Raw genomic sequence first — 20896 nt, 5'->3', positions numbered from 1 at the left:
CCGAGCATCTGATTTAGTGATTATTGATGATTTGATGTATATGGCAATGGACCAAAGGGAAGCTACCCTGTTTTTTCATTTGATCAATCATCTATATGAACGGAGTTCAATCATCTTGACCTCCAATAAGAGCCCCGACCAATGGGGAGAATTATTGGGCGATGAGGGAGTCGCAATGGCTATCTTAGACCGTATTCTGCATCGAGCGGAGGTCGTTCACATGAATGAAGCCAGCTACCGTATGAAGCATCGCCAGAGCATGTTTGTGAGCGAAAGTGTTCAAAATTAATTGGCGTTAACTGTTCAATTCTACTTGACGCTGACAACGCTTCCTAGTTGAATTAGCTTAACTTCTTCCTTTTCGGTCATGTTCTCTGATAATATCCAATCACCATTTCGCAAGGTTTCACTATTTGTGATGTTTTCTAATGTAGTCCAAACCCAATTTTCTGGAATTTTATATTGTTGTGAAAATGATATAAACTCTCGATCTTGGGTTTTATTTTTAAGGAGAGATACATTTGGTATCACTTCTTCAGGATGTTGTTCAACCAACTTGCCGCGAATAGCCATATCCAGCACCCGTTTGCGCATCAGTTCAATTGTATCCGCCATTTACTTATCCCCCTTCAGTACAGAGGATAGCTCTTCTAATAGGCTCTCAATTTCAAGTGCTTTCTCGTTCAATTCTTCCATCAATTCGTCCAACGTATACACTTCTTCGTCTTTAATATTTAGCGGATTGCGAATATCAATGTTAAAGTTTCGTTTTTCAATTTCTTCGATGGTTGCTGAATAGGCATTCTCATCCCCATTTTCACGGTGTAGAAACCATTCCTGCGCTCCTTCAATATGTTTTTTCATAAACGGTCGTGTTTTCGTAAACCCATTTTTCAAACCATCAGGCAGTGGAATTTCATAAAAATCTATTTTCTCTGTAGCGCCTTTGTTTTCAAAGAATAAGATATTGGTTTTAATAGACGTATATGGTGCAAATACCCCAGCTGGCAAACGTACAATCGTATGTAAGTTAAATTCTTTTAATAGTTTTTTCTTAATATTTACCTTTGCCCCATCTGTTCCAAATAGGAAACCATCAGGTAGGATAACCCCTGCACGCCCATTCTTTTTCAGGTGGTACATCATCGTCGCTATAAATAGATCGGCAGTTTCTTTCGTTTGCATATCGTTCGGGAAGTTCGCTTGAATTCCGGGTCCCTCAACACCTCCATAGGGTGGATTCATGGCAAAAACATCTACTTTATTCTTATCAGACACTTCGCGCACATTGTCTGCCAATGAGTTTCCGCGTTTTATACCTGGTTCATCAATGTCATGCAAAATGAGATTTGTCATGGCCAGCATATAAGGAAGACCTTTTTTCTCAATACCGACAATGCTTGTATTGATAGTTTCACGGTCTTCCGGGGTTTCTTCTTTTAGACGCAAGTGCTCCAATGCGCTGGTTAAAAAACCGCCTGTCCCTGCAGCATAGTCTGCTACAACCTCACCAATTCTTGGATCTAGCATTTCTATTATGAAGTCAGTTAACACACGGCTCGTGTAAAATTCACCTGAGCTCCCTGCACTTTGCAGACTCTTTAAGAATGTTTCATACACATCATTAAACGCATGGCGTTCTTGGTAGTCATTAAAATCTACTTCGTTTAAGATATTTATGATTTGACGAAGTAAAACGCCATCTCGCATGTAATTATAGGCATCTTCAAAGACTGTTTTTACGATTGCTGCTCGTTGTGGCGTATATTCATCTACCTCCAAGTCTTTCAAAATCGGGAATAGTCGATTGTTCACAAAATCGAGTAGGGCTCCACCAGTCAATGCTTTTCCATCTTTATTATCCGGTGCCCATGACCGCCATTTTAGTTCTTCTGGAATAATCGATTCATAGTTATCATCCATAAATTCCCATTCTTCCTCTTTGGCATCATATACCTTTAAAAATAATAGCCAAACTAATTGGGAAATACGTTGGGCATCGCCATCTACACCGGCATCTTGTCGCATAATATCTTGAATTCTTTTGACTAAATTTTCTATTGTCATGTTATTTCTCCTTCAACTCTGGTTATATTTGTGATATTTTTTAATTTGTATTTTAGTATGCTCCAAACACTTAAGCATCAGAATAACCCTATCAGAACTATTCTGGTACTTTTTTAAGCATAAAGAGAATCTTCCAACTCTCTCATTGTTTCAATAAACGAGGCTTTGCCACCAAAAGCTTGCGCAATACTCATAGGGTTTCCAAATTGATTTAGTGGCTCCAATTTTAACACATGAATATCATCAAAATCAGCATATCCTGTATCTTGGTACTTTTGAACCAATGCATCAATGACCTCACGGGCAACACCCGAATAGCTAGCTATTTTTTCAGAATGTTTCGCTCGCTGCGCACGTTCCGAACGTGTCATCATCTTTTGCCCATAAGCAACATGAAGAATAAGATCAAAGGCATCGTACTCGGAACCAAACTCTTCTTCCAACTCTTCCATTAAGACGCCTTTATCCAAAAGTTCTTCAATAATAGCATCTTTTCGTTCTTCTTCCGACCAACGCTTAATGAAATCATCCATGGTCGCAAACTCTGATCTGATGGCTTTTTCGTTGTATTCACGCATACCTTCAGCGACAATTTTCCCGTCTTTATCATAATAATAAACGGTTTCGTTTAAAACGCGCACAGGAACATGATTTATATAATACTTTATGTGCCCTTGTCCTCCTCCAGTCGGTGCGGGTGGAACATTTCCAGGCTTCGGTTTGTTGTCGGTATCGTCCCCTTCACCATTTGTCAATACCTCTTCATCCTCACCAATTTCCCCCTCATTACCCGTATCATGGTCGTCGCTAGGCATCTCCTCACCGTCAGTCACGTCAATAACTGATTCTGCAGGCCCATCGAAGTTCGGGTCCGCAAAGAGGTTGGTTGCATTCCGGAAGTCCATGATCGTAAAATAGTATTTTCCAACATCTGTACGCAAACGGGTACCGCGACCGATTATTTGCTTAAATTCGGTCACAGAAGCAATATTCGCATCTAATACAATAAGTTGGACCGTTTTTGCGTCCACGCCAGTTGTTAGGAGTTTGCTGGTTGTTACAATGGTCGGATAAGGGCTGTTTACATCGATAAAATTGTCCAATTGTGCTAATCCTTCGATGTCGTCCCCTGTCATTTTCATGATGTAGCGAGAATCTTTTTGCATCATATCTTCATTTAGTGCAACAAGCTCTTTTCGCATCCGTTCCGCATGTTCGATATCCACACAAAAGATAATTGTTTTGGCCATTCGATCATTTTTCTTCAGATATTCAGTTACACGCTTAGCTACCAGCTTAGTACGTGCCTCAATGACCATACTTCGATCAAAATCTTTTCCGGTATAGATCCCATCTTTAATTGCCAAACCGTGGATATCTGTTTCGCCTTTTACGGGACGATACCCTTCCAAATCTTTGTCCATGGATACGCGAACGATTTTATAAGGTGCTAAAAAACCATCATCGATTCCTTGTTTGAGAGAATAGGTGTACAGTGGATTACCAAAATAGTCAAACGTATCAACGTTATCATCTTTTTTAGGCGTCGCAGTCATGCCTAATTGGATTGCTGAATCAAAATAAGTTAAGATTTTCCGCCAATTTGATTCTTCACGAGCACTACCACGATGGGCTTCATCTACAATGATCATGTCGAAGAAATCAGGAGAAAATTGCTTAAATGCTTCTACCCCATCATCTCCAGATAACTGTTGATACAGAGACATATAAATCTCAAAAGAACTATCGAGGTTTCTTTTCTCAATTTTAGTCATTACGTCAGACAATGGTCCAAAATCATTCGCCATTGTTTGATCAATCAAAATGTTTCGGTCAGCTAGGTATAACACTTTTTTTATCTTACCAGCTTTCCAGGCACGCCAAATAATTTGGAAAGCAGTATATGTTTTTCCCGTGCCGGTGGCCATAACTAACAACATGCGTTTTTTCCCATTCGCTATTGCTTCAATCGTACGATTGATTGCGATACGTTGATAGTAACGTGGCGTTTTATCCCCTTTTACATAATGGTATTTTTCTGTAATAAGTTCTTCTTTTGCTGGATTATTTGCAAAACCTTTTCCAACACGGTATCTTTGCCACAATTCTTCAGGAGATGGAAAATCTTGAAGACGTAGTTCTCTTTCTTTTCCTGTGAAGAAATCATATTCTACAAATCCGTCACCGTTACTAGAATATACAAAAGGAATATCAAGCTGACGTGCGTAACCCATCCCCTGCTGCAGCCCAGCTGTAAGTGTATGTTTATTATCTTTTGCCTCCACTACTGCTAAAGGAATGTTGGATATGTGGTTTAGGACGTAGTCCGCAAACTTAGGGTTCGCACGCGTGACCACTTTTCCCCGTGTAATGATACGACCATCCGTAATTCTAAACTCTTCCCGAATTTGTTGCAGTTTATCCCAACCTGCATGAACTATTGCTGGGGTGATAAAGTTAGTCCGAATTTCAGTTTCATTCATTTCTTTTTTTGAACGATTCATGTATTTTTCCTCCTCTCATTATCTCGTTTTACAACGAGCAAAACAAATTTACATTTAAATCAATTTATTGTATGTGACAAATTGATTGATACGCTTCTTATGCTACTGCATCTAAATTTTGATTAAATGACATTAACTTTTGTAAATAGAAGTTCTTTTCTTCCGCTTCTTTTCCTGCACAATATTCTCTATAATCGACTTTTTTAGCTGAATTAACGCCTCGTGCACTTTTTACTCCGGGCATATTTTTGGCAGAATCATAGACATCAAGCAAAGTAACCCCTTCATCAAATGCTAGATACCTAGCAACATGCACTTCATTTCGATGTCCTACATGACCATAACGCAACACAACCTTCCAATAACTTTGTTTTAACATGGTTTTCTTCCTCCTTATTTTTTTTCTATTAATTCGAAGGTCTCTTCTAGCCCCATTTTTTGAAGAGAATTTTTTTTAAATTCAGATAATTGATTCTCTAATTGCCTTATTTCTTTTTCTATATAGGATTTCTTGTTGTTATATGATTGTACAATTTCTGTCTGTAATTGCTTGTCTATCAAAGGAATCTTTAATTTTTGTATTGCTGTTATAGGGAGCCTCAGTACAGTTTCTCCCTTCAATTCAAGCTTCAATTGTGCTTGACCTACGGGGCTGTCTAAATAGAATTTTAGCCAGTCTATATCGATAGTATTTTTTGCTCGGATTGAAACAAGATTTTGGGATAGTAGCGTATTTTTTACATCCTTTTTAATCACAGCAGTTTTTATATTCTCTCCTCTTGTAGAGATTAGCAGATCACCCTTTTGGATAAGGTAATTTTCAATCTTTGTATTCTCTGCTACATCGCTGCGATCCAGTTTCTTGAAATCAATTTCTCCCCCAATTACATCGGATATTTTTATCACGTTATATATGCCAGTACTTGTTCCTTGTTTGCTTGGTAGATTAACTCCTCTAGTTATAGTAGCTATGTCTTGTACTTCTATCATGTCTAGGTTATTTAATTTATCGGCGTATATAATTACATCTCCCATAATCTGGTCGAAAATAATTTGATCTTCTTTCACATACCTTTCGACAGTTAGGCTACCGTCTTCGATCGCCTCTTTTGCTACTATCTTAGATTTACCTGGTATATCGTTCTCATTGTTAAGCAATTCCAAGATGTTATCTATGTCTATTTTGGATAAAGTTTTTTGTCTACCTTTTGAAAAAATATTCTCCGCGTTAATAAATATCACTTTATTCTTTCGGGTGTCCCTTTTGTTTTTATTTATAAGTAGCAGTGCAGTGGGGATTGCAGTATTAGGGAGTAATCCCGGAGATAATTTGATGATAGCTTCAATCAAATCCAATTCCAAAAACCTTTCCCTAATTCTCTTTTCCTTACCGCCTCTATACAATACACCCAGAGAAGTAATGTATATGGCTCTACCATCATCTTTTAGCGAACTAGTTCCGTTACTTATGAAGGCCCAATCGGCGCGAGATTTTGGTGGACTACCATACATGAAACGATTATAGGGATCGTTCTCATAGAAATGTTCAGATAGCGTATTTCCCCCTAGAAGAGTATCTGAATAGACTACATCAAATTTTTGAAGTTTGTTATCTTTCGCATATTTTGGATATTTCAAAACATCTTCTGTTTCTATAATGGTTCGTCTAGCACCTAATAATATGGTTCGCACTTGAGCTATTTCACTCGCGAATGGATTAATATCCTGTCCAAATATTTCTTGATCAGAATTTTTAGTCAATATAGAAGCTATAGAATTTCCATATCCACAGGTAGGATCTAAAAAGCTTTCTTCTTTCTGAATTTCAAGAATTTTTAATGCTAAGTCATTAACACCAAATGGAGTTAAATGCTCACCACCAATTTTCCCTATACTGTTCTCGATGGAATGAAAATAGCCTTCCAGGAATTCGCTAGGAGTTAAATTTTTAAATATTTCTAGTGTATAGAATTGAAAGTTTTGCAAAACTGGGGTGGTCATTAATTTTAAAGACCTATTCAATCTAGCGAGTAAAGTAGGAAGCTGAAGGTGTAAAGCGTCTGCAGCGGCTTGTGTAGCAGCATAGAAACCACTATGGGTATTATTTCCTGATTGTAAAAGTGTTTGAATTGTATTCGGATTATAAAACTGAACTAGTGCAGTAGAAGTAATTACGGTAATGTAATCACTTGATGGAATAGAGCTACGAAGAAAATCAAGACCTCCCCATAATTTATTCATATCCATGTACGTTACCTCTTTTCTATTATTTTTAATCTTAAATATAATATACTACCTAAAAAGAGTATGGTCAATACCTTTTTTTAATATTGTTAATTTTAAAAAAAAAACTCCAAAATACCCTTTGGGAGATATTAGGAGCCTTATATATTATATATACATTTATAATATAATTAGCCATTTCCGCGTAGGTTTTACATATCATTGTAAGTATCCCTCATAAATCGCACTACTGGTGTGGCCGAACCAATAGCAAGTTTATCATAGTGTGAAGGAGTATTATTAAAAATTAAAATCGCGTATCTCGTACTTTAGTTCATTGATAGGGCAGCTTATATCAATCGTAATCATGGGGCTAAGAAAATTAATTGGATAAATTCTACCTAATAAGAATCATATCCGTCGTAGTCATCGTATTCGTCTTCGTAGGTATCGTCATAGAGTGAGTCTTCCTGATCCCATTCAGCCTCTTCAAATCCATTTTCATAACCTTCTTGATAGGAGTTGTCTAAGCTATCATAACTGAATCCATAACTGTCCGTGGCGCCATCTTCATACCCAGCTTGGAATCCTTGCTGATAATCGTTAAGTCCATTATCTATAGATTGAATATAAGTATCCTCTGTATAGTCGTCCGTGTATGTAGCTTCATCATCATAGTCTTTGTTTTCGAATTCCGTAGATACCGCTGCATCCTTTTGCTGCTGATGTGATGTCCACATATCATTAATATTTAACCCAATCACCCAAATAGGGATTATTAAACTAAGTAAGCAACCTGGAAAACAGCCGCAACCTTTTAGGAAATCTTTCATATTTATACTCCCTTTAGTAGTGTATTTTTTATGAAACGCAATAGTTATCCTGTATTTCACAACAATGAGCTGTTTTTGTACTAATTATTAATTTTTTAAATCAAATCCTCTAGGTATCTCTTCTTGCACTGTTCGAATAGCTGATATCGTTGATTTATTCATGATTTAATATATGTCTTTCCATTAAAAACAATATTATCAGCGTTATAATAACTAAAAAATATTATCTATATCACCTAAGTGATAGTCTTATCTTCCATACTTATTCATATAACTAATGATTTTTTCGGCGTTGTTTTAACGATTTATATGGGGATTTCTATTCAAATTTCCACGGTTTGATAAAAATTGTTAATGATACCATCTTTATTTTATACCTCAGTGTAGGGTGGGTACTCAAGAGTATCATGGCCAGTTCTTTACCTTCCTGCATTCGTTTCGTACTCAGGTCGCGCTGAAAGTAGTAAAGATTAATCTTCCAGTGGACGTATTTTCGATTTATGTTTTTTCAAGAATGCGGGGTGGACATACATATCTTGCATATCCAAAATTATTCCCCGACTTGACCATCCCCGTCTCGGTCATCCATATACTGATATAACCAATGATCACTATAAATCGGCATGGCGTACCCAGCGTTCTTCGCTTCTTGGATCGTGACCTGGCCATTACCGTTAATGTCTATAGCGGACACGTCTCCTCCTGCTGTCTCGGAGGGCGCAGCGAATGCTGCTATTCCAGAACTGCCAGAAGGCGAGCTACTTTCTCCTGTTAAGCCTTGTGCTGCATTGTATTCATCTGGGTTAACATTTTGGAACTCATCTACTACTTGATAGCCATTGATCGTATACGTGTATTTATAAGAACTTGGAACTTGTGTAGTTGTATCTGGGTAGGTAATAAGAGCCTCAAAATTAGTGGCACCACCTGCTTGTACAATGTTTCGTTCCATATAAGCCTGGTCCCCGTGACGATTCAGCACACTGTCTTGTGGCGTAATATTATAGGCATTAGCCACACCTCCTAAGGAATCGGCAATGACATGCCCTTGATCAAGATTTGAATTCTCTGTGCCCGGCACTTTTGCTTCGTCATCATAATAGCGTCCGTTGGAATTAACCGGTTCAGTGGCATCATCTTGCAAAATGATTTCTGCTGCAACAACTCGAACCAATTGCCCATATTCATTTGTATAGGCCCAGTATTCCCTGTCACCAAAACCGATATCAACGACAACATTTGCTGCACGATAGCCTGACAATTCCCCTCCATAGACTTCGATTAATGCATAGCCATCAAGAGATACCGAATATTGGGGTTCGGTACTTTCAGAATACGCTGAGGAACCGGCTGATTCTAAAGAAACTTCCTTGGATTCTTTACTTTCTTCCTTATCGGTAGCCACTGGAGCGACTTCAGCGCTAGATTCGATCAAACTGGACGCTGTTATTTCTTCTTCAGTTACTGCTTCGGTTGGGGTACAAGCGCTAAGCAACAGTATACTGCTCATAGCCCACAATAACTTTTTTCCTGTTATCATGCGATTCACTCCCTTTTTAAGTTGAATTTAAAAAGGATCCTATTTTACTAGGATTCCAGATACGGACGGTATAGAAGAGCATACGCCGATAGCATAGCGTTTACTAACGCGTCGTTCTCTTAGTACTTGTTGAATCGAATTTTTATGGCTTGGATTACTAGGTTGAAGTTTTTATCATCAAGACCAGCAAAAGTATCAAATATATCGGCTTCGTAGTGACCATTGTATAAGTTAAACGCCGCCATAACTAATTTGCGTGAACTACTGCTTAAGTACACTTCTCCGTTTTCTAGGGATTCCGGTTTAATAGAGTGTTCCTTAAAATCATACAAGTGAGTTACTTTCCTGTATAAGTCGTCAGTTGATAAGATTCGAAATAAGGCTTTACGCTCGACATCGGTTTCAGCGGTGTTATCTTTAGTGAGTAATGCTATGTAATTTTTAGTATACATATTTCTCCCTCATTTCTAATCAATAATCATCCTGTATTTCACAACAAGGACCTATTTTGGCATTTATTGCTTCAATCAGTTCCTCTATTTTCCTTTTAGCAGTATCTGAATAGGTAGGGCTAAATATGGATTCATAGTCAAATATATATGTTTCTTGGTCATATACCACATTATCTGCATAATAATCCCCTAAATAGACATCTTCACGGGTAAATGGATCGAACCCCTCTAACTGTTCAATGACTATCTGTTGCATGATTTGTTCAGCTTCCGTAGCTTTGACAATTTTGTATGGGGACTCCCCTATCCATATTTCCACAATGGCATACTGATCGCTGATAATACCTTCTGCTTGTAGCACGGACCATAAGGTGCTATTGCTATATATATGATTGTTGTATTGAACGTCCATCTTGTTATTGCCTCCTTATCACCTTCGAGCTAGATTCTATGCTAGTATTATACCGCATCTTGTTAAACAAAAATGTCAATAATGACGAAAGTCAGTTTATTTTGAATACTCAGGCGTTATTTGCTTGCTAGTTGTCGTAACAAATCATCAATGTGATCATTGATGATGACTAAACGGCTTTTCAGTAATTGGCCCTTCTTCGTCAGCACCAAATTCCCGCCCTGATTCTGGAATAATTTAACCTCCAGATCCGCTTCGAGATATTGGATATGCTGCATGATTGTTGGTTTGGACAAGCAGAGTTCTTGTGCAGTCTTTGCATAGTCTAAGGTATCAGCTAAAACCAGGAAGGTTTGGTAATGATAATCGATCATGAAATCATCCTTTCGTTTCTTAATGATGACTTACCGGCAAATCAGGTCTGAAATCGCCTCAAAATGCGTTATTTCGGAAGTGTTTTTTCTGAACAGAAGGATAAAACGTCCCAAAACCCTTTTTTTTTTCTGATCGATGGAAGTATTTCTTACTTTACTTTACCCGAGGTTAGATAGTAAAGATAAAGGTGCGCGAAAACATCAGAAAGGCTGACACCTTCCAAATCCATCTCTTTCATGAAATCAGACAATTCTTTTTTACTGACGATCAGATTGGCCAGTTTATAATAGTCCCCCAAAGGATAGACATAGATGATGTTCTCCGGTGTCTTCCGTCCGAAGGGGTGAAAGAGATTCTTGATCGCGGTTTGGTAGAAGGGATTGTTCTTCCCGGTGCTGAAATTTCTTGCCGCCATTTCCTTGAAATCCGCTAAATGGATCGGAATACTGGCATTTTTCCTGAAAAGAAAAAGGTCTCCGGACCCACTCACCATAGCTTTCTCCAACAGATCTTTTATGGCTGCCTGGTAGCCTGCATGATAGTCGTCGGTTGTCTGTTCATCGGATTCGGTGCTTGCATCTGCTTCTTTTTTCCTGGCGATAAAGTCAGCGAGGTCTGGTTGCGCCACCTGATAGCCTTCTTTTCGGGTCTTTTGTATAGCTGGCAGGTCTCCTTGACGGATCCAACGCAATACAACTTGTCTAGAACTCGTAAGGCCTTCTTTTTCTAGGATCGTGAGCACTTCAGATACGTTTAACATATGGCTCCCCTTCCTTTTATCTTTACTTTACTATATCATACAGTAAAGTAAAGATAAAAGGAAGACAGACGGCCTCTGAAAAAGCTTTATCTGTCGTTGAATTTGTCTGAATCGATGGAAGTATTTCTTACTTTACTTTATCTGAACCTGAATTATTCATACCACCCCAAATCTTGAAATGAACAACTCTATTTCATCTGCAATATTGGATTTTTGGCAGAGCTATTATTTTTTCCCTTTCAAAACGTCTCTTAGAGACGAAAAGAAGCACGGAATGCGATTGTTATTGTGTTTTTGGGCATACTAATCCCTTTGTTCGAACGTTTTTTTTAAATTTGCGGGGTCTCCTCACCAAGACAAGGATTGAATTTGCCGTAGGATATGAAAAAATTCATCTTGGTAGACATGATGGGTGCTGAGTTTTAGCATCATGCGTCTTCCGCTGTGGATCAGTTTCCCAGCGATCTTGAAAAACCGAAGACGAATACTTTGTATCTGTAGGCCTTTGGCCTTTTCCGGGAAAGCTAGTGTGCGTATAAAATTGTTGATGTTATAGGAAAGGACGCTGACCATCATGCGGACGGCATTCTCCAAGATATATGAAATCACCTTTGTTTATTATGTTTTCTGAATTAAAAAAGCCAGAGAAGAAATCCTTGTTTGCTGTTATACCTTGAACCGTAACGACTGGAATTGCTTTGTTTTTAGTTTCTAATTTAGACATTTTGTCTTTTCCTACATTTAAAAAAAGTGTATAGATGCTGATTACAAGACTGACTATAGGAACACCAAAAAGTATAAAAATATTAATGTTATTAATTTGAATTCACCTCTATTAAAACCTAAAGGGCCGCGTTTCTAAATTCTTTCATAAGTTAGCTACGCCTTATTATACTTTTATTTGTCTAGCTTAATTTGACAAATAAAAGTATAATAAACATAATTATTATTGATTAATTATGTTTTGTACTCGATTCCCGTCAAAAAATGCTGGTGCACCCAACAGTGAAAGCAAAAACAAGTTTGATTTAGTAGTAATGTCATACATTACATTATCAATTGTTTTCTTTATAGCTTCGGTATATACAGGAGGATTGATGCCTATGTTAAGTAGTTTATTAGTTGGTTTCAGTAATCACTTTGCTATAACTGCTGGGGGTCGGGTAGAGAACATAATTTTATAGGTTCTCTGTCCCACAATTAGGGCACTGTAGTGCCTCATACGTTAAGGTAGCAGAGAATAATTTTGAAAGGTGACCCTTAATGAAGGCGTTTTGGCAACACGCTTCTCTAAACTGAATATTCTGGTCTTTTATATTTAATACATTTCGCATATAATGTGATAGGGACAAATGAAATCACTCCTTAAAATAGTTGGCTTAAGCACCTTTATTTTAACAGATTTTTTTATTTGTCCTTTTTTTATTTTCACAAAAAAGTGCTTCTGACAATTGAGCCATCAACACTATATATCACCACTTTACAAGTAATTAAAAATTGTGGTTTTCTTCAATCCATTGTTCATAAGCCTTTAGGAGCGCCAACGATTTAATCCTATTTTCGATGGAAAGCACGAAAGTATAGAAAAATACTTCGTGCTGGATCGCCATTCCAATGAGTTGTTTCTTCACTTGAGAATTTTCCGCTTTCAAATGGGTATACTTTTTCTGTTTGAATGGAAGAAGCTGAACGCCGCTGTAGGCGATGACTAAGAAATTGACGTAACTTTCAATCCCGTTTTTACTTCTGACCATATATTTACCGAATGACCAAAAGGTCTTCTGTTCATAAAAGATAACCTCGATTGCCCAACGAAATCCATACAGGCTATAAGGCAACAGGCGGTTTCTGTCCGCTTCAGGTATTTCTGGGCAGAGTGTTTCCAGTTCTTGGTCATCGAGTAAAATATCTTCGGGTATAATCGTGCTGATGAAAATGCGGTAGCTGGAGGAGTTCTCCGGATTGTGTGTTGTGACTGTTGCATCATACAAAAAATTTGGGGTTGTTTGTATTTTTATGCCCTGAGGGGCGTGAAAAGTTGTAAAGTGGTGATTAGTTGTTTCGTCAGTTAAATCTTTACTAGCGATAGTAGTATCTCCATCGTGCAAAGGACAGAATTTTGATTTTATGTCTTTGTTATAGAGAATAGTAAAAAACGAATAAAAAACAACCTCAATTTAATAAGATTCTGGATACATTCTATGTAGTTTAAGGTATCTTTTTTTTTATAAAAGGTTAAACATATTTATTAGAAATAAGATAAGTAAATTATTGGATCATAAGTAGTATATGTTAAAATAACTAGAGTACTTTTCAATTAGTTTTGAGATATGGGAGGTTCAATATGAATAAATACCGAAAGAATTCAATTTCTATGTCAGTCGTAATTCTAGGTTCGTTCTTAGTATTATCTATAGTAACACAAAATTGGTTATTCTTTTTATGGAGCTTAATACCTGCCTTTTTAGTAATAATGACTACATTTTTTACTAAAAAGGATAAGTAAGAGAGTTTATAGAATATGAAGGAATATTCTATAAACTGGTGCGATTGTAGAATAAAAATGATACAAAAGAACCTCGATAAATCAAGATCCATGATACACGATTATAAGCATTTCCATGTATCGAAAGACTGAAAAAGACCTTTATTAAGACTTTTATTAAGGTCTTTTTTATGTTATACTAAGACTACAAATAAAAAAGTGAGGTGCTTCGTATGTTGAAAATGTTGGATGTAAAAACAAAATCGATCACAGAAGCTAAGAAAGACTTTTCAAAAATTATAAAAGACATAAGTAAAACAGGAGAACCAACCTTTATTTTTAACCATAATAAACCTGAAGCTGTTATTCTCAGTAATGCGGTGTATGAAAAACTAGTGAAAGATTATAACGAACTGGAAAATAAACTATTTTATAGTTACTTAAATGATCGAGTAACAGCCGGATCAGGCGAACTCATTTCAGCCACTGAAGTGATCGAATCAAATCAAGAGCATAACCCATTTGCTGCTTTAGCCGATAAGGATCTATTTGATTAATGGCGAAAGTATTTTTTTGGAAAGAAGCAGAAAAAGACTATAAAAAATTAGACGGCATGTTAAAACAATGGGTAGATGCTGCTGGAGAAAGGTTAAGGATCCGAGGATCTGAAATTGGGAAAGATCTTGGGAATACAACTTATTCGAAATTAGCTGGTTTTAAAGAATTAAAGAACCAAAAATTAGGCATTCGTCTCATCTTTAAACCAACAACAGACAATCAGATAGAAATTATTGAGATTGTGGCCATTGGTAAAAGAGAAGAAGAAAAAATATTTTTAACCGCTGAAAAAAGACGGAAAAAGCATCTCTGAAATTGAAATCTATTGTGCATAAAATTAGAAACAAAAAATACAGTGTCCAGAAAATGGTTCATTTCTGGACACTGTTTTTTTGTATTGTTTTTCTCTAAATGATCTGAAATGTGTGTCCATAAACCCGTAAAAAATTCTATGTCCACTTAATCACCCTTGATAAAGTTATGGTACAATGAAATAAAAAAAGAAGGTGATTTTTTGAAAATTGGATACGCACGTGTTTCTACTGGATTACAGAATTTGGATCTCCAAGAAGATAGTTTGGAAAAATTTGGCTGTGAGAAAGTTTTTACAGATCACATGAGTGGCGCAAAGAGCAATCGCCCAGGATTAGAAACAGCGATTGAATTTGTTCGTTCAGGGGATACACTCGTTGTGTGGCGATTAGATCGGCTGGGGCGGAATATGGAAGACTTGATTACGATCGTCAATCGTTTGAATAATCGTGGCGTGAGTTTTCACAGCTTACAAGAAAATATCACGATGGATAAATCAAGCTCAACTGGTCAATTAATGTTCCATCTATTTGCGGCATTTGCAGAATTTGAGCGGAATCTGATCCTGGAACGATCTGCAGCCGGACGTGCCGCTGCACGCGCCAGAGGTAGATTTGGTGGACGCCCAGAAAAGTTAAGCAAGAGTGACTTGGAACTTATGAAAACGTTGGTCGATAATGGAACGCCCATTAAAACAATTGCCGAAAGATGGAATGTGTCGCGTACAACCATTTATCGTTACCTCAATAAATTAGAGGAAATGAATACTGAACCAAATTTATCGACAGATTAAATAAGTAGGTATAAAAAAATCACTCCCGATGTAAGATTAGGAGTGATTTTTCAATTTAAATGATTCCAAACGATAGCCGTGAGATATGAGACTATGCTAAAATCTCATTTTACTAGCAATAGAGACTATATCCAGCAATCTCGAGTCACTACTATAAAAGTTCTATCCCGTTTTACTATATTCAATTTGCTTTCAGCTTCCTTCAGATTCCACCTCACGGTGGACACCCTTGCCTTCAGCTAACAGTTCCTACTGCCAAGCCTGTAGTGGACTTTCACCACCAAGTTATCGCCCATGCTGGGCGCACAACAAAAACCAGTTAAGCACTCTGCCTAACTGGTTATGACTAAATTTTCAGTTGTATCTTTCTCTACCAACACTAAATGTCGAAGAGCCAAAAAAGGAGATCTATCAAGCAATCTCCTTCCTAATAAATCTCCTCTTACATAAAGTTATTTATGATCACTGATTTAAGCTAAGCTGCCGATATCACAATCTCATCATCCACTAAATCAGCCTTCAAGTTTTTGACATCTAAGTGGTCAAGGTAGAAATCCGTTACCTTATCACGAATTTGTTGTTCAATTACTCGCCGTAACGGCCGCGCACCCATTGCTTCATCATAGCCTTGTTCCATCAGCCAATCTTTGGCCGCTTTAGTTACCTCAAGTTTGATGGATTTTTTGGCTAAAGTTTTTTGTACATCCGCCAACATCAAATCGACAATTTGACTTAAGTCTTGCTTAGTCAGATGTGAAAATTCCACGATTCCATTAAAACGGTTCAGAAATTCTGGGCGGAAAAATGGTGCTAACTTATCCATTAATGACTGATCTCGTTCCTTGTCACCACTTAATGCTTCATTACCAAAGCCAGCATTAGAAGTAGCAATAATAATCGTATTTTTGAAATTAATGACATTGCCTTGTCCATCCGTTAAGCGCCCATCATCCATCACTTGTAACAGTAACGTTAATACTTGTGGATCAGCCTTTTCAATTTCATCTAATAATACAATGGAATATGGATTACGCCGAACCCGTTCAGTTAGAGTATTAGCATTATCTTCATAGCCTACGTATCCAGCCGAGGTACCAATTAATTTCGACACAGCTGTACGATCAGCATATTCACTCATATCTAGCCGAATAATCGCATTTTCATTTCCAAACATATCTAAGGCTAATTGCTTAGCTAATTCAGTCTTTCCTACGCCAGTTGGGCCCACAAACAGAAAACTTCCAATCGGCTGATCACCCTCTGAAAAGCCCGCACGGTTACGCCGAATTGCTTTTGCTACCATTTCAACCGCTTCATCTTGACCGATTACCTTACTTTTCAGACGCTTATCAAGATTTTTCAAGCGCTCAATATCATTAGCGCCCATATCAGAAACTGGTATACCAGTTAAACGTTCAACCGATTGTGCCACATCATCAATCGTGGCAGTGATTTTTTCTTTTTGATCCGTTTCTTTAATTTTTTGCTTGGTTTCCTCGATCGACTTCTTGATATCAGCGGCTTTTGTAAAGTCCTCCGATTTAATGGCGGCCTCCTTAGCTGCCTCTAATTTTTTAAGGCGTTGATCCAATGTCTCAACATCAGTTTGCGAATTTTTAGCCGCTAAATGAGCCGCAGTCATGTCGATCAAATCGATAGCTTTATCTGGCAAAGTGCGTTGTGGTATATATTGGATTGAATAATCCACAGCCGCCTTCAAAACATCATCTGGTAATACAACATGATGATGTTTTTCGTACAGCTCTTTAATACCTTGTAATATACGTAAAGTGTCAGCGGCCGTCGGTTCATTAATCACAACATCATTGAATCGCCGTGCCAAAGCCGCATTTTTCAAAATAGTATTGCGATATTCATCTTGAGTCGTAGCCCCGATTACACTCAACTCGCCACGTGACAAAGCAGGTTTAATGATATCAGCCAATCCTTTGCCACCATCTTCACCACCAGTGGCACCCGTGCCGAGAATCTGATGAATTTCATCGAAGAATAGAATAATATTACCAGCTGCTTTAACTTCCTCTACCAGCTGTTTAATATTTTCTTCAAAAGAACCGCGATATTGAGTTCCTGCTTCCAAAGACGATAAATCAATCGAATAGATTTCTTTATCTTGAATCGTTTCTGGAACTTTACCAGCCACAATTGCTTGTGCCAGACCTTCGACGACTGCAGTTTTACCTACACCGGCATCACCAACTAAGATTGCATTATTTTTCGTTCTACGACACAAAATTTCTGCAGTTTCTTGAATCTCCTTCTCACGTCCAATCACTGGATCTAGTAAGCCATCACGAGCCTGTTCCGTCAAATTAGTCCCTAACTTTTCTAAAATCCCTCCTTTTTTAACAGCCTGTTTACCATCTTTAGATACTTCTATTGTTTTATTATTTTGAGGTAGCTTACCAGTTGCTCGGTATTGAGTAAACTCATCCGGTGTCAACGATTGTCCATTAACTAAATACCGTGCACGCTCCGAATTTTGAGTACCCATGCGCCGAAATAATTGATTGAAAACATCATCCATATCATTGTTGAAAAAAGGATCATTTCCGTAAAAATTTGCCATATTACAACACCTCCATAAAATTTTATATGTGTAACTTAGTGACCATAATATCCTTTAAAACTACAACTGTATTATAACACAATTTTTATGTATCGCTAAGTAAAGTGCTTATAGAATCAATTAGAAATAATTAGGATAATTTTGTTTAAACAAAAGAGAAATCAATTTCATAAAATGAATTGATTTCCCTACAAGGTTCCCTATTTAATAGCCCTTGATAAAGAACTTGAATTGACAAGTTACTTTCCAGACCAATTTTAATTTAAGAGACTAATACTCATACGCGTGGTGCTAGTTAAATTTAGACAGTAAAAAAGCCTGACGGTTTACACTTAGAGCAATCTATAGTAAAGAAGTGTTAAGCAAACGGAATGCACGTGTAGACGAAGAAATACTAGAATTGGCTACAGAAGAATTTGGTGAAGAATATATATTTGATCATAAAATTTCTTTAATGGAGCGAGTTAAGCGTATGGACATGACTGGCATCACAGATAATCCTAAAGATCCGCACGATAAAAAGGTGCATAGTATTTTTACTTTGGTAGGGGAAGAAATATTAGAGAGGATTGATGGCTAATGGGAATGCTCAATCGGAGTAATAAAAAGAAATTGGAATGGAAGCCTAATCCTGTTATAAATCAACAAATAGATCGGAATGAATTAAATATTGGCAGGATACTTTCCAATTCGGAATCCGAACCTTCTAAATTAGGAATAAGAAGCACGACTGAACGCGCTACTATAAAAGTGGATAATCACGTTCGAAATATGCTGACATCTCTAGTAAATATCGGAATGTTTGATTCTCAAAAAGATGCTGTTGAAAAAATGTGCTTTTCAACGCTAGATAGCTTATCTGACGACGAACGAAAAAGATTTGATTTTATTTTAGATTCTTTAGAGCTAAAAGATGACAACAAACAACAACGTGCAAAAAAGATTTAAAAGGAGGAACGGGCTGACGAAATAATGTTCAGTATTTCTAATAGTTCATAGTCATTACCCTTGAATTATGACTATATTAATAATCTTTTACCCTTATTTTTAAAGTGAATCGAGTAGGAGATAAATAATTATTTTATTTATCGTCCTCTCACACCACCGTACGTACCGTTCGGTATACGGCGGTTCAATTTTATATAACATGCTTTTGTTTTAAATAGTAACTATCTGGAGATACTAGTCCTTTTATGGCTAGTATCTTGTTTGTTACTGTGGTTGTCATTACCCAGGACAGGGCTATTCGGGCAGTTCCCTTGGAACTGTGACTGTTCACGTATGCATTGTAGTCGCTCATCCCTAGTTTGGTGAGTGATTTCCTTCGATTCTTGGCTGTTTTCCATTGGTGCCAGATACACATCCTAAGTCGATAACGAAGATGACTCGCTATTTTCTTGAGTTTTGCCGACATATCTCCTATTTTGAAATAATTAACCCACCCTCTGATGACTTGATTCAGTTTAATTATCCGGTAAGCCATATCAATTCCCCAACTTTTCTTGCTTAGCTGATGAAGCTTATATTTAAACGTCTCGATTGATATGGCATGGGGCTTTGCTTGATAGCCTTTGGCTACTCTAGACCAATAAAATCCAAACCCCAGAAATTCAAATGTTGAGTCACTTGGTTTAGTGACTTTCGATTTAGTCGCGTTAACGGTTAAACCCAGAGTTTCCTCAATATATCGTGTAACTGAACGCATCACGCGCCTTGCTGCGAATTCGCTCTTAACGAAAATAAGACAGTCATCTGCGTATCGCACAAAGCGTAGACCTCTTTTCTCTAGTTCATGGTCGAGTTCATTTAAGAGGATATTACTCAGTAACGGCGAGAGGTTCCCCCCTTGGGGAGTGCCCGCTGGGCTTTCCTCATATTTTCCGTTTACCATAATACCACTCACGAGATATTTCCGAATGAGCGATATAACATCACCATCGGTTACTTTCCGCGAAACCAGATTCATCAGCCGATCGTGGTTCACTGTGTCAAAGAACTTCTCTAAATCAATGTCGACAACCCAATCATAACCTTCGTTCATATCTTTTAGCGCTTGTGCTATCGCCATATGAGCGTTACGTTTTGGACGAAAGCCATAGCTCCTGTCATGGAAGAGTTCGTCAAAAACGGGTGTTAGAATTTGCGCAATTGCTTGTTGAATAACCCGGTCGATAACGGTCGGTATACCCAGAAGTCTCACGCCACCTGATGGTTTAGGTATTTCTACTCTTCTTACGGGTTTAGGTTGGTATTTACGTTGGCGAATGGCATGAAAAATTTCTTCTTTGTGTTGACGAAGATAGTCTTTCGCCTCTTCGATAGACATACCATCAATGCCTTCGGCACCTTTGTTCCGTTTCACTTGTCGGAATGCTTCGTTTAAATTGTTTTTGGATAGGATTTTATCCAGTGTCCTGTTTTCATGCATGCTTGTTACTCCTTTTCTGTTCTCGTAAGGTGACTATCTACTTTAACGCTATTTGTTGCCAGTAGTCTTCAGTAACCTCCAATAGAGCTGTTTGTAACGATAAAATTGTTCGGTCCTTCGCTCTTTCTAGCTTTCACTAGCTGTCTTCACTACTACGACCTCTGCTGACTTCTCATGAGTCAAGCACTTATCACTAAGTGTATTTGGTGTAACACCATGAGACCTCCCCAGTGTCAGCGTCAAGTAGAATTGAACAGTTAACGCCAATTAATTTTGAACACTTTCGCTCACAAACATGCTCTGGCGATGCTTCATACGGTAGCTGGCTTCATTCATGTGAACGACCTCCGCTCGATGCAGAATACGGTCTAAGATAGCCATTGCGACTCCCTCATCGCCCAATAATTCTCCCCATTGGTCGGGGCTCTTATTGGAGGTCAAGATGATTGAACTCCGTTCATATAGATGATTGATCAAATGAAAAAACAGGGTAGCTTCCCTTTGGTCCATTGCCATATACATCAAATCATCAATAATCACTAAATCAGATGCTCGGATCCGATT

Annotated in this window: 21 protein-coding genes and 2 pseudogenes; 6 read left to right on the top strand and 17 right to left on the bottom strand. The window is 37.7% G+C overall.

Going from position 1 to position 20896, the window contains the following annotated elements; all coding sequences use genetic code 11:
• On the top strand, positions 1-289 hold a 289-nt coding region (locus tag BMX58_RS13395), incomplete at its 5' end, for an ATP-binding protein (protein WP_131814102.1).
• A 20-nt stretch (positions 290-309) separates the two neighbouring features.
• On the opposite strand, the gene BMX58_RS13390 is transcribed toward BMX58_RS13395, so the two are convergent.
• The 14 genes and pseudogenes from BMX58_RS13390 to BMX58_RS13330 all read right to left on the bottom strand — a co-directional run.
• Entirely contained in the window at positions 310-615 is a 306-nt protein-coding gene (locus BMX58_RS13390) for a hypothetical protein (RefSeq protein ID WP_068624335.1), read from the bottom strand.
• Positions 616-2067 carry a class I SAM-dependent DNA methyltransferase gene (locus BMX58_RS13385; RefSeq protein WP_068624333.1) on the bottom strand — a complete coding sequence of 484 codons (1452 nt, stop codon included), beginning with the start codon at positions 2065-2067 and terminating at the stop codon, positions 616-618.
• A 113-nt stretch (positions 2068-2180) separates the two neighbouring features.
• Positions 2181-4571: an EcoAI/FtnUII family type I restriction enzme subunit R gene (gene hsdR / locus BMX58_RS13380; protein WP_068624331.1), complete on the bottom strand. Its 2391-nt coding sequence runs from the start codon at positions 4569-4571 to the stop codon at positions 2181-2183.
• A gap of 97 nt (positions 4572-4668) precedes the next feature.
• Positions 4669-4950 (bottom strand): hypothetical protein, encoded by a 282-nt coding sequence (locus tag BMX58_RS13375; protein ID WP_068624329.1) that lies wholly within the window; start codon positions 4948-4950, stop codon positions 4669-4671.
• A 14-nt stretch (positions 4951-4964) separates the two neighbouring features.
• A complete protein-coding gene (locus BMX58_RS13370) occupies positions 4965-6818 on the bottom strand; it encodes an N-6 DNA methylase (protein ID WP_068624327.1) in 1854 nt (617 codons plus the stop codon).
• A 377-nt stretch (positions 6819-7195) separates the two neighbouring features.
• The gene (locus BMX58_RS13365) at positions 7196-7627 is read right to left on the bottom strand and encodes a hypothetical protein (RefSeq protein WP_068624325.1); all 432 of its coding nucleotides are present in this window, start codon (positions 7625-7627) and stop codon (positions 7196-7198) included.
• A 550-nt stretch (positions 7628-8177) separates the two neighbouring features.
• Positions 8178-9167: a DNA/RNA non-specific endonuclease gene (locus tag BMX58_RS13360; protein ID WP_068624323.1), complete on the bottom strand. Its 990-nt coding sequence runs from the start codon at positions 9165-9167 to the stop codon at positions 8178-8180.
• A gap of 119 nt (positions 9168-9286) precedes the next feature.
• Positions 9287-9619, bottom strand: coding sequence for a DUF6075 family protein (locus BMX58_RS13355; RefSeq protein ID WP_068624321.1), 333 nt, complete (start codon positions 9617-9619; stop codon positions 9287-9289).
• Positions 9620-9638: 19 nt separating this feature from the next.
• Positions 9639-10031 (bottom strand): hypothetical protein, encoded by a 393-nt coding sequence (locus tag BMX58_RS13350; protein ID WP_068624318.1) that lies wholly within the window; start codon positions 10029-10031, stop codon positions 9639-9641.
• Positions 10032-10147: 116 nt separating this feature from the next.
• Positions 10148-10405, bottom strand: coding sequence for a helix-turn-helix domain-containing protein (locus BMX58_RS13345; RefSeq protein ID WP_068624316.1), 258 nt, complete (start codon positions 10403-10405; stop codon positions 10148-10150).
• A gap of 149 nt (positions 10406-10554) precedes the next feature.
• On the bottom strand, positions 10555-11166 hold the full coding sequence (locus BMX58_RS13340; protein WP_131814100.1) for a helix-turn-helix domain-containing protein: 612 nt from the start codon (positions 11164-11166) through the stop codon (positions 10555-10557).
• A gap of 348 nt (positions 11167-11514) precedes the next feature.
• Positions 11515-11769, bottom strand: a pseudogene (locus BMX58_RS13335) (transposase); the annotation flags it as partial.
• Positions 11717-11890: a hypothetical protein gene (locus BMX58_RS14780; RefSeq protein WP_162268638.1), complete on the bottom strand. Its 174-nt coding sequence runs from the start codon at positions 11888-11890 to the stop codon at positions 11717-11719. The pseudogene BMX58_RS13335 and the gene BMX58_RS14780, both read right to left, overlap by 53 nt.
• A gap of 766 nt (positions 11891-12656) precedes the next feature.
• A pseudogene (locus BMX58_RS13330) lies at positions 12657-13145 on the bottom strand (IS701 family transposase); the annotation flags it as partial.
• A 739-nt stretch (positions 13146-13884) separates the two neighbouring features.
• Between BMX58_RS13330 and BMX58_RS13320 the strand changes: the two are divergent.
• The 3 genes from BMX58_RS13320 (at position 13885) to BMX58_RS13310 (ending at position 15314) form a co-directional block, all read left to right on the top strand.
• A complete protein-coding gene (locus BMX58_RS13320; RefSeq protein WP_068624308.1) occupies positions 13885-14208 on the top strand; it encodes a type II toxin-antitoxin system Phd/YefM family antitoxin in 324 nt (107 codons plus the stop codon).
• Positions 14208-14522 carry a hypothetical protein gene (locus tag BMX58_RS13315; protein ID WP_068624306.1) on the top strand — a complete coding sequence of 105 codons (315 nt, stop codon included), beginning with the start codon at positions 14208-14210 and terminating at the stop codon, positions 14520-14522. The genes BMX58_RS13320 and BMX58_RS13315 overlap by 1 nt, the downstream gene beginning before the upstream one ends.
• Before the next feature lie 201 nt (positions 14523-14723).
• Complete coding sequence (locus BMX58_RS13310; protein ID WP_068624304.1) at positions 14724-15314, top strand: recombinase family protein; 591 nt, start codon at positions 14724-14726, stop codon at positions 15312-15314.
• A 475-nt stretch (positions 15315-15789) separates the two neighbouring features.
• On the opposite strand, the gene clpL is transcribed toward BMX58_RS13310, so the two are convergent.
• Complete coding sequence (clpL, locus tag BMX58_RS13305) at positions 15790-17904, bottom strand: ATP-dependent protease ClpL (protein WP_068624302.1); 2115 nt, start codon at positions 17902-17904, stop codon at positions 15790-15792.
• Positions 17905-18304: 400 nt separating this feature from the next.
• Between clpL and BMX58_RS13300 the strand changes: the two genes are divergently transcribed.
• Complete coding sequence (locus BMX58_RS13300; RefSeq protein ID WP_068624300.1) at positions 18305-18484, top strand: hypothetical protein; 180 nt, start codon at positions 18305-18307, stop codon at positions 18482-18484.
• Positions 18484-18852, top strand: a complete 369-nt coding sequence (locus tag BMX58_RS13295) for a DUF5388 domain-containing protein (protein ID WP_068624298.1) — start codon at positions 18484-18486, stop codon at positions 18850-18852. Before BMX58_RS13300 ends, BMX58_RS13295 begins: the two co-directional genes overlap by 1 nt.
• 190 nt (positions 18853-19042) lie before the next feature.
• Here the strand turns inward: BMX58_RS13295 and ltrA are convergent, their stop codons facing one another.
• Entirely contained in the window at positions 19043-20332 is a 1290-nt protein-coding gene (gene ltrA, locus BMX58_RS13290) for a group II intron reverse transcriptase/maturase (RefSeq protein ID WP_068624296.1), read from the bottom strand.
• A gap of 267 nt (positions 20333-20599) precedes the next feature.
• Positions 20600-20896: ATP-binding protein (locus BMX58_RS13285; RefSeq protein WP_131814099.1), on the bottom strand; the 297-nt coding region annotated here is incomplete at its 5' end.

It is taken from the genome of Trichococcus ilyis (genome assembly GCF_900109135.1).
GTDB lineage: Bacteria > Bacillota > Bacilli > Lactobacillales > Aerococcaceae > Trichococcus > Trichococcus ilyis.
The sequence above is the reverse complement of the archived record's forward strand: the minus strand, read 5'-3'. Positions and strand labels throughout refer to the sequence as shown.

Bases quoted from the DNA above. Each gene is read 5' to 3' on its own strand.
- BMX58_RS13345 (WP_068624316.1), bottom strand. From the start codon at position 10,405: ATGATCGATTATCATTACCAAACCTTCCTGGTTTTAGCTGATACCTTA.
- hsdR (WP_068624331.1), bottom strand. From the start codon at position 4,571: ATGAATCGTTCAAAAAAAGAAATGAATGAAACTGAAATTCGGACTAAC.
- BMX58_RS14780 (WP_162268638.1), bottom strand. From the start codon at position 11,890: ATGTCTAAATTAGAAACTAAAAACAAAGCAATTCCAGTCGTTACGGTT.
- BMX58_RS13360 (WP_068624323.1), bottom strand. From the start codon at position 9,167: ATGATAACAGGAAAAAAGTTATTGTGGGCTATGAGCAGTATACTGTTG.
- BMX58_RS13295 (WP_068624298.1), top strand. From the start codon at position 18,484: ATGGGAATGCTCAATCGGAGTAATAAAAAGAAATTGGAATGGAAGCCT.
- BMX58_RS13355 (WP_068624321.1), bottom strand. From the start codon at position 9,619: ATGTATACTAAAAATTACATAGCATTACTCACTAAAGATAACACCGCT.
- BMX58_RS13350 (WP_068624318.1), bottom strand. From the start codon at position 10,031: ATGGACGTTCAATACAACAATCATATATATAGCAATAGCACCTTATGG.
- BMX58_RS13315 (WP_068624306.1), top strand. From the start codon at position 14,208: ATGGCGAAAGTATTTTTTTGGAAAGAAGCAGAAAAAGACTATAAAAAA.
- BMX58_RS13385 (WP_068624333.1), bottom strand. From the start codon at position 2,067: ATGACAATAGAAAATTTAGTCAAAAGAATTCAAGATATTATGCGACAA.
- BMX58_RS13375 (WP_068624329.1), bottom strand. From the start codon at position 4,950: ATGTTAAAACAAAGTTATTGGAAGGTTGTGTTGCGTTATGGTCATGTA.
- BMX58_RS13365 (WP_068624325.1), bottom strand. From the start codon at position 7,627: ATGAAAGATTTCCTAAAAGGTTGCGGCTGTTTTCCAGGTTGCTTACTT.
- BMX58_RS13390 (WP_068624335.1), bottom strand. From the start codon at position 615: ATGGCGGATACAATTGAACTGATGCGCAAACGGGTGCTGGATATGGCT.
- BMX58_RS13370 (WP_068624327.1), bottom strand. From the start codon at position 6,818: ATGGATATGAATAAATTATGGGGAGGTCTTGATTTTCTTCGTAGCTCT.
- clpL (WP_068624302.1), bottom strand. From the start codon at position 17,904: ATGGCAAATTTTTACGGAAATGATCCTTTTTTCAACAATGATATGGAT.
- BMX58_RS13320 (WP_068624308.1), top strand. From the start codon at position 13,885: ATGTTGAAAATGTTGGATGTAAAAACAAAATCGATCACAGAAGCTAAG.
- BMX58_RS13340 (WP_131814100.1), bottom strand. From the start codon at position 11,166: ATGTTAAACGTATCTGAAGTGCTCACGATCCTAGAAAAAGAAGGCCTT.
- ltrA (WP_068624296.1), bottom strand. From the start codon at position 20,332: ATGCATGAAAACAGGACACTGGATAAAATCCTATCCAAAAACAATTTA.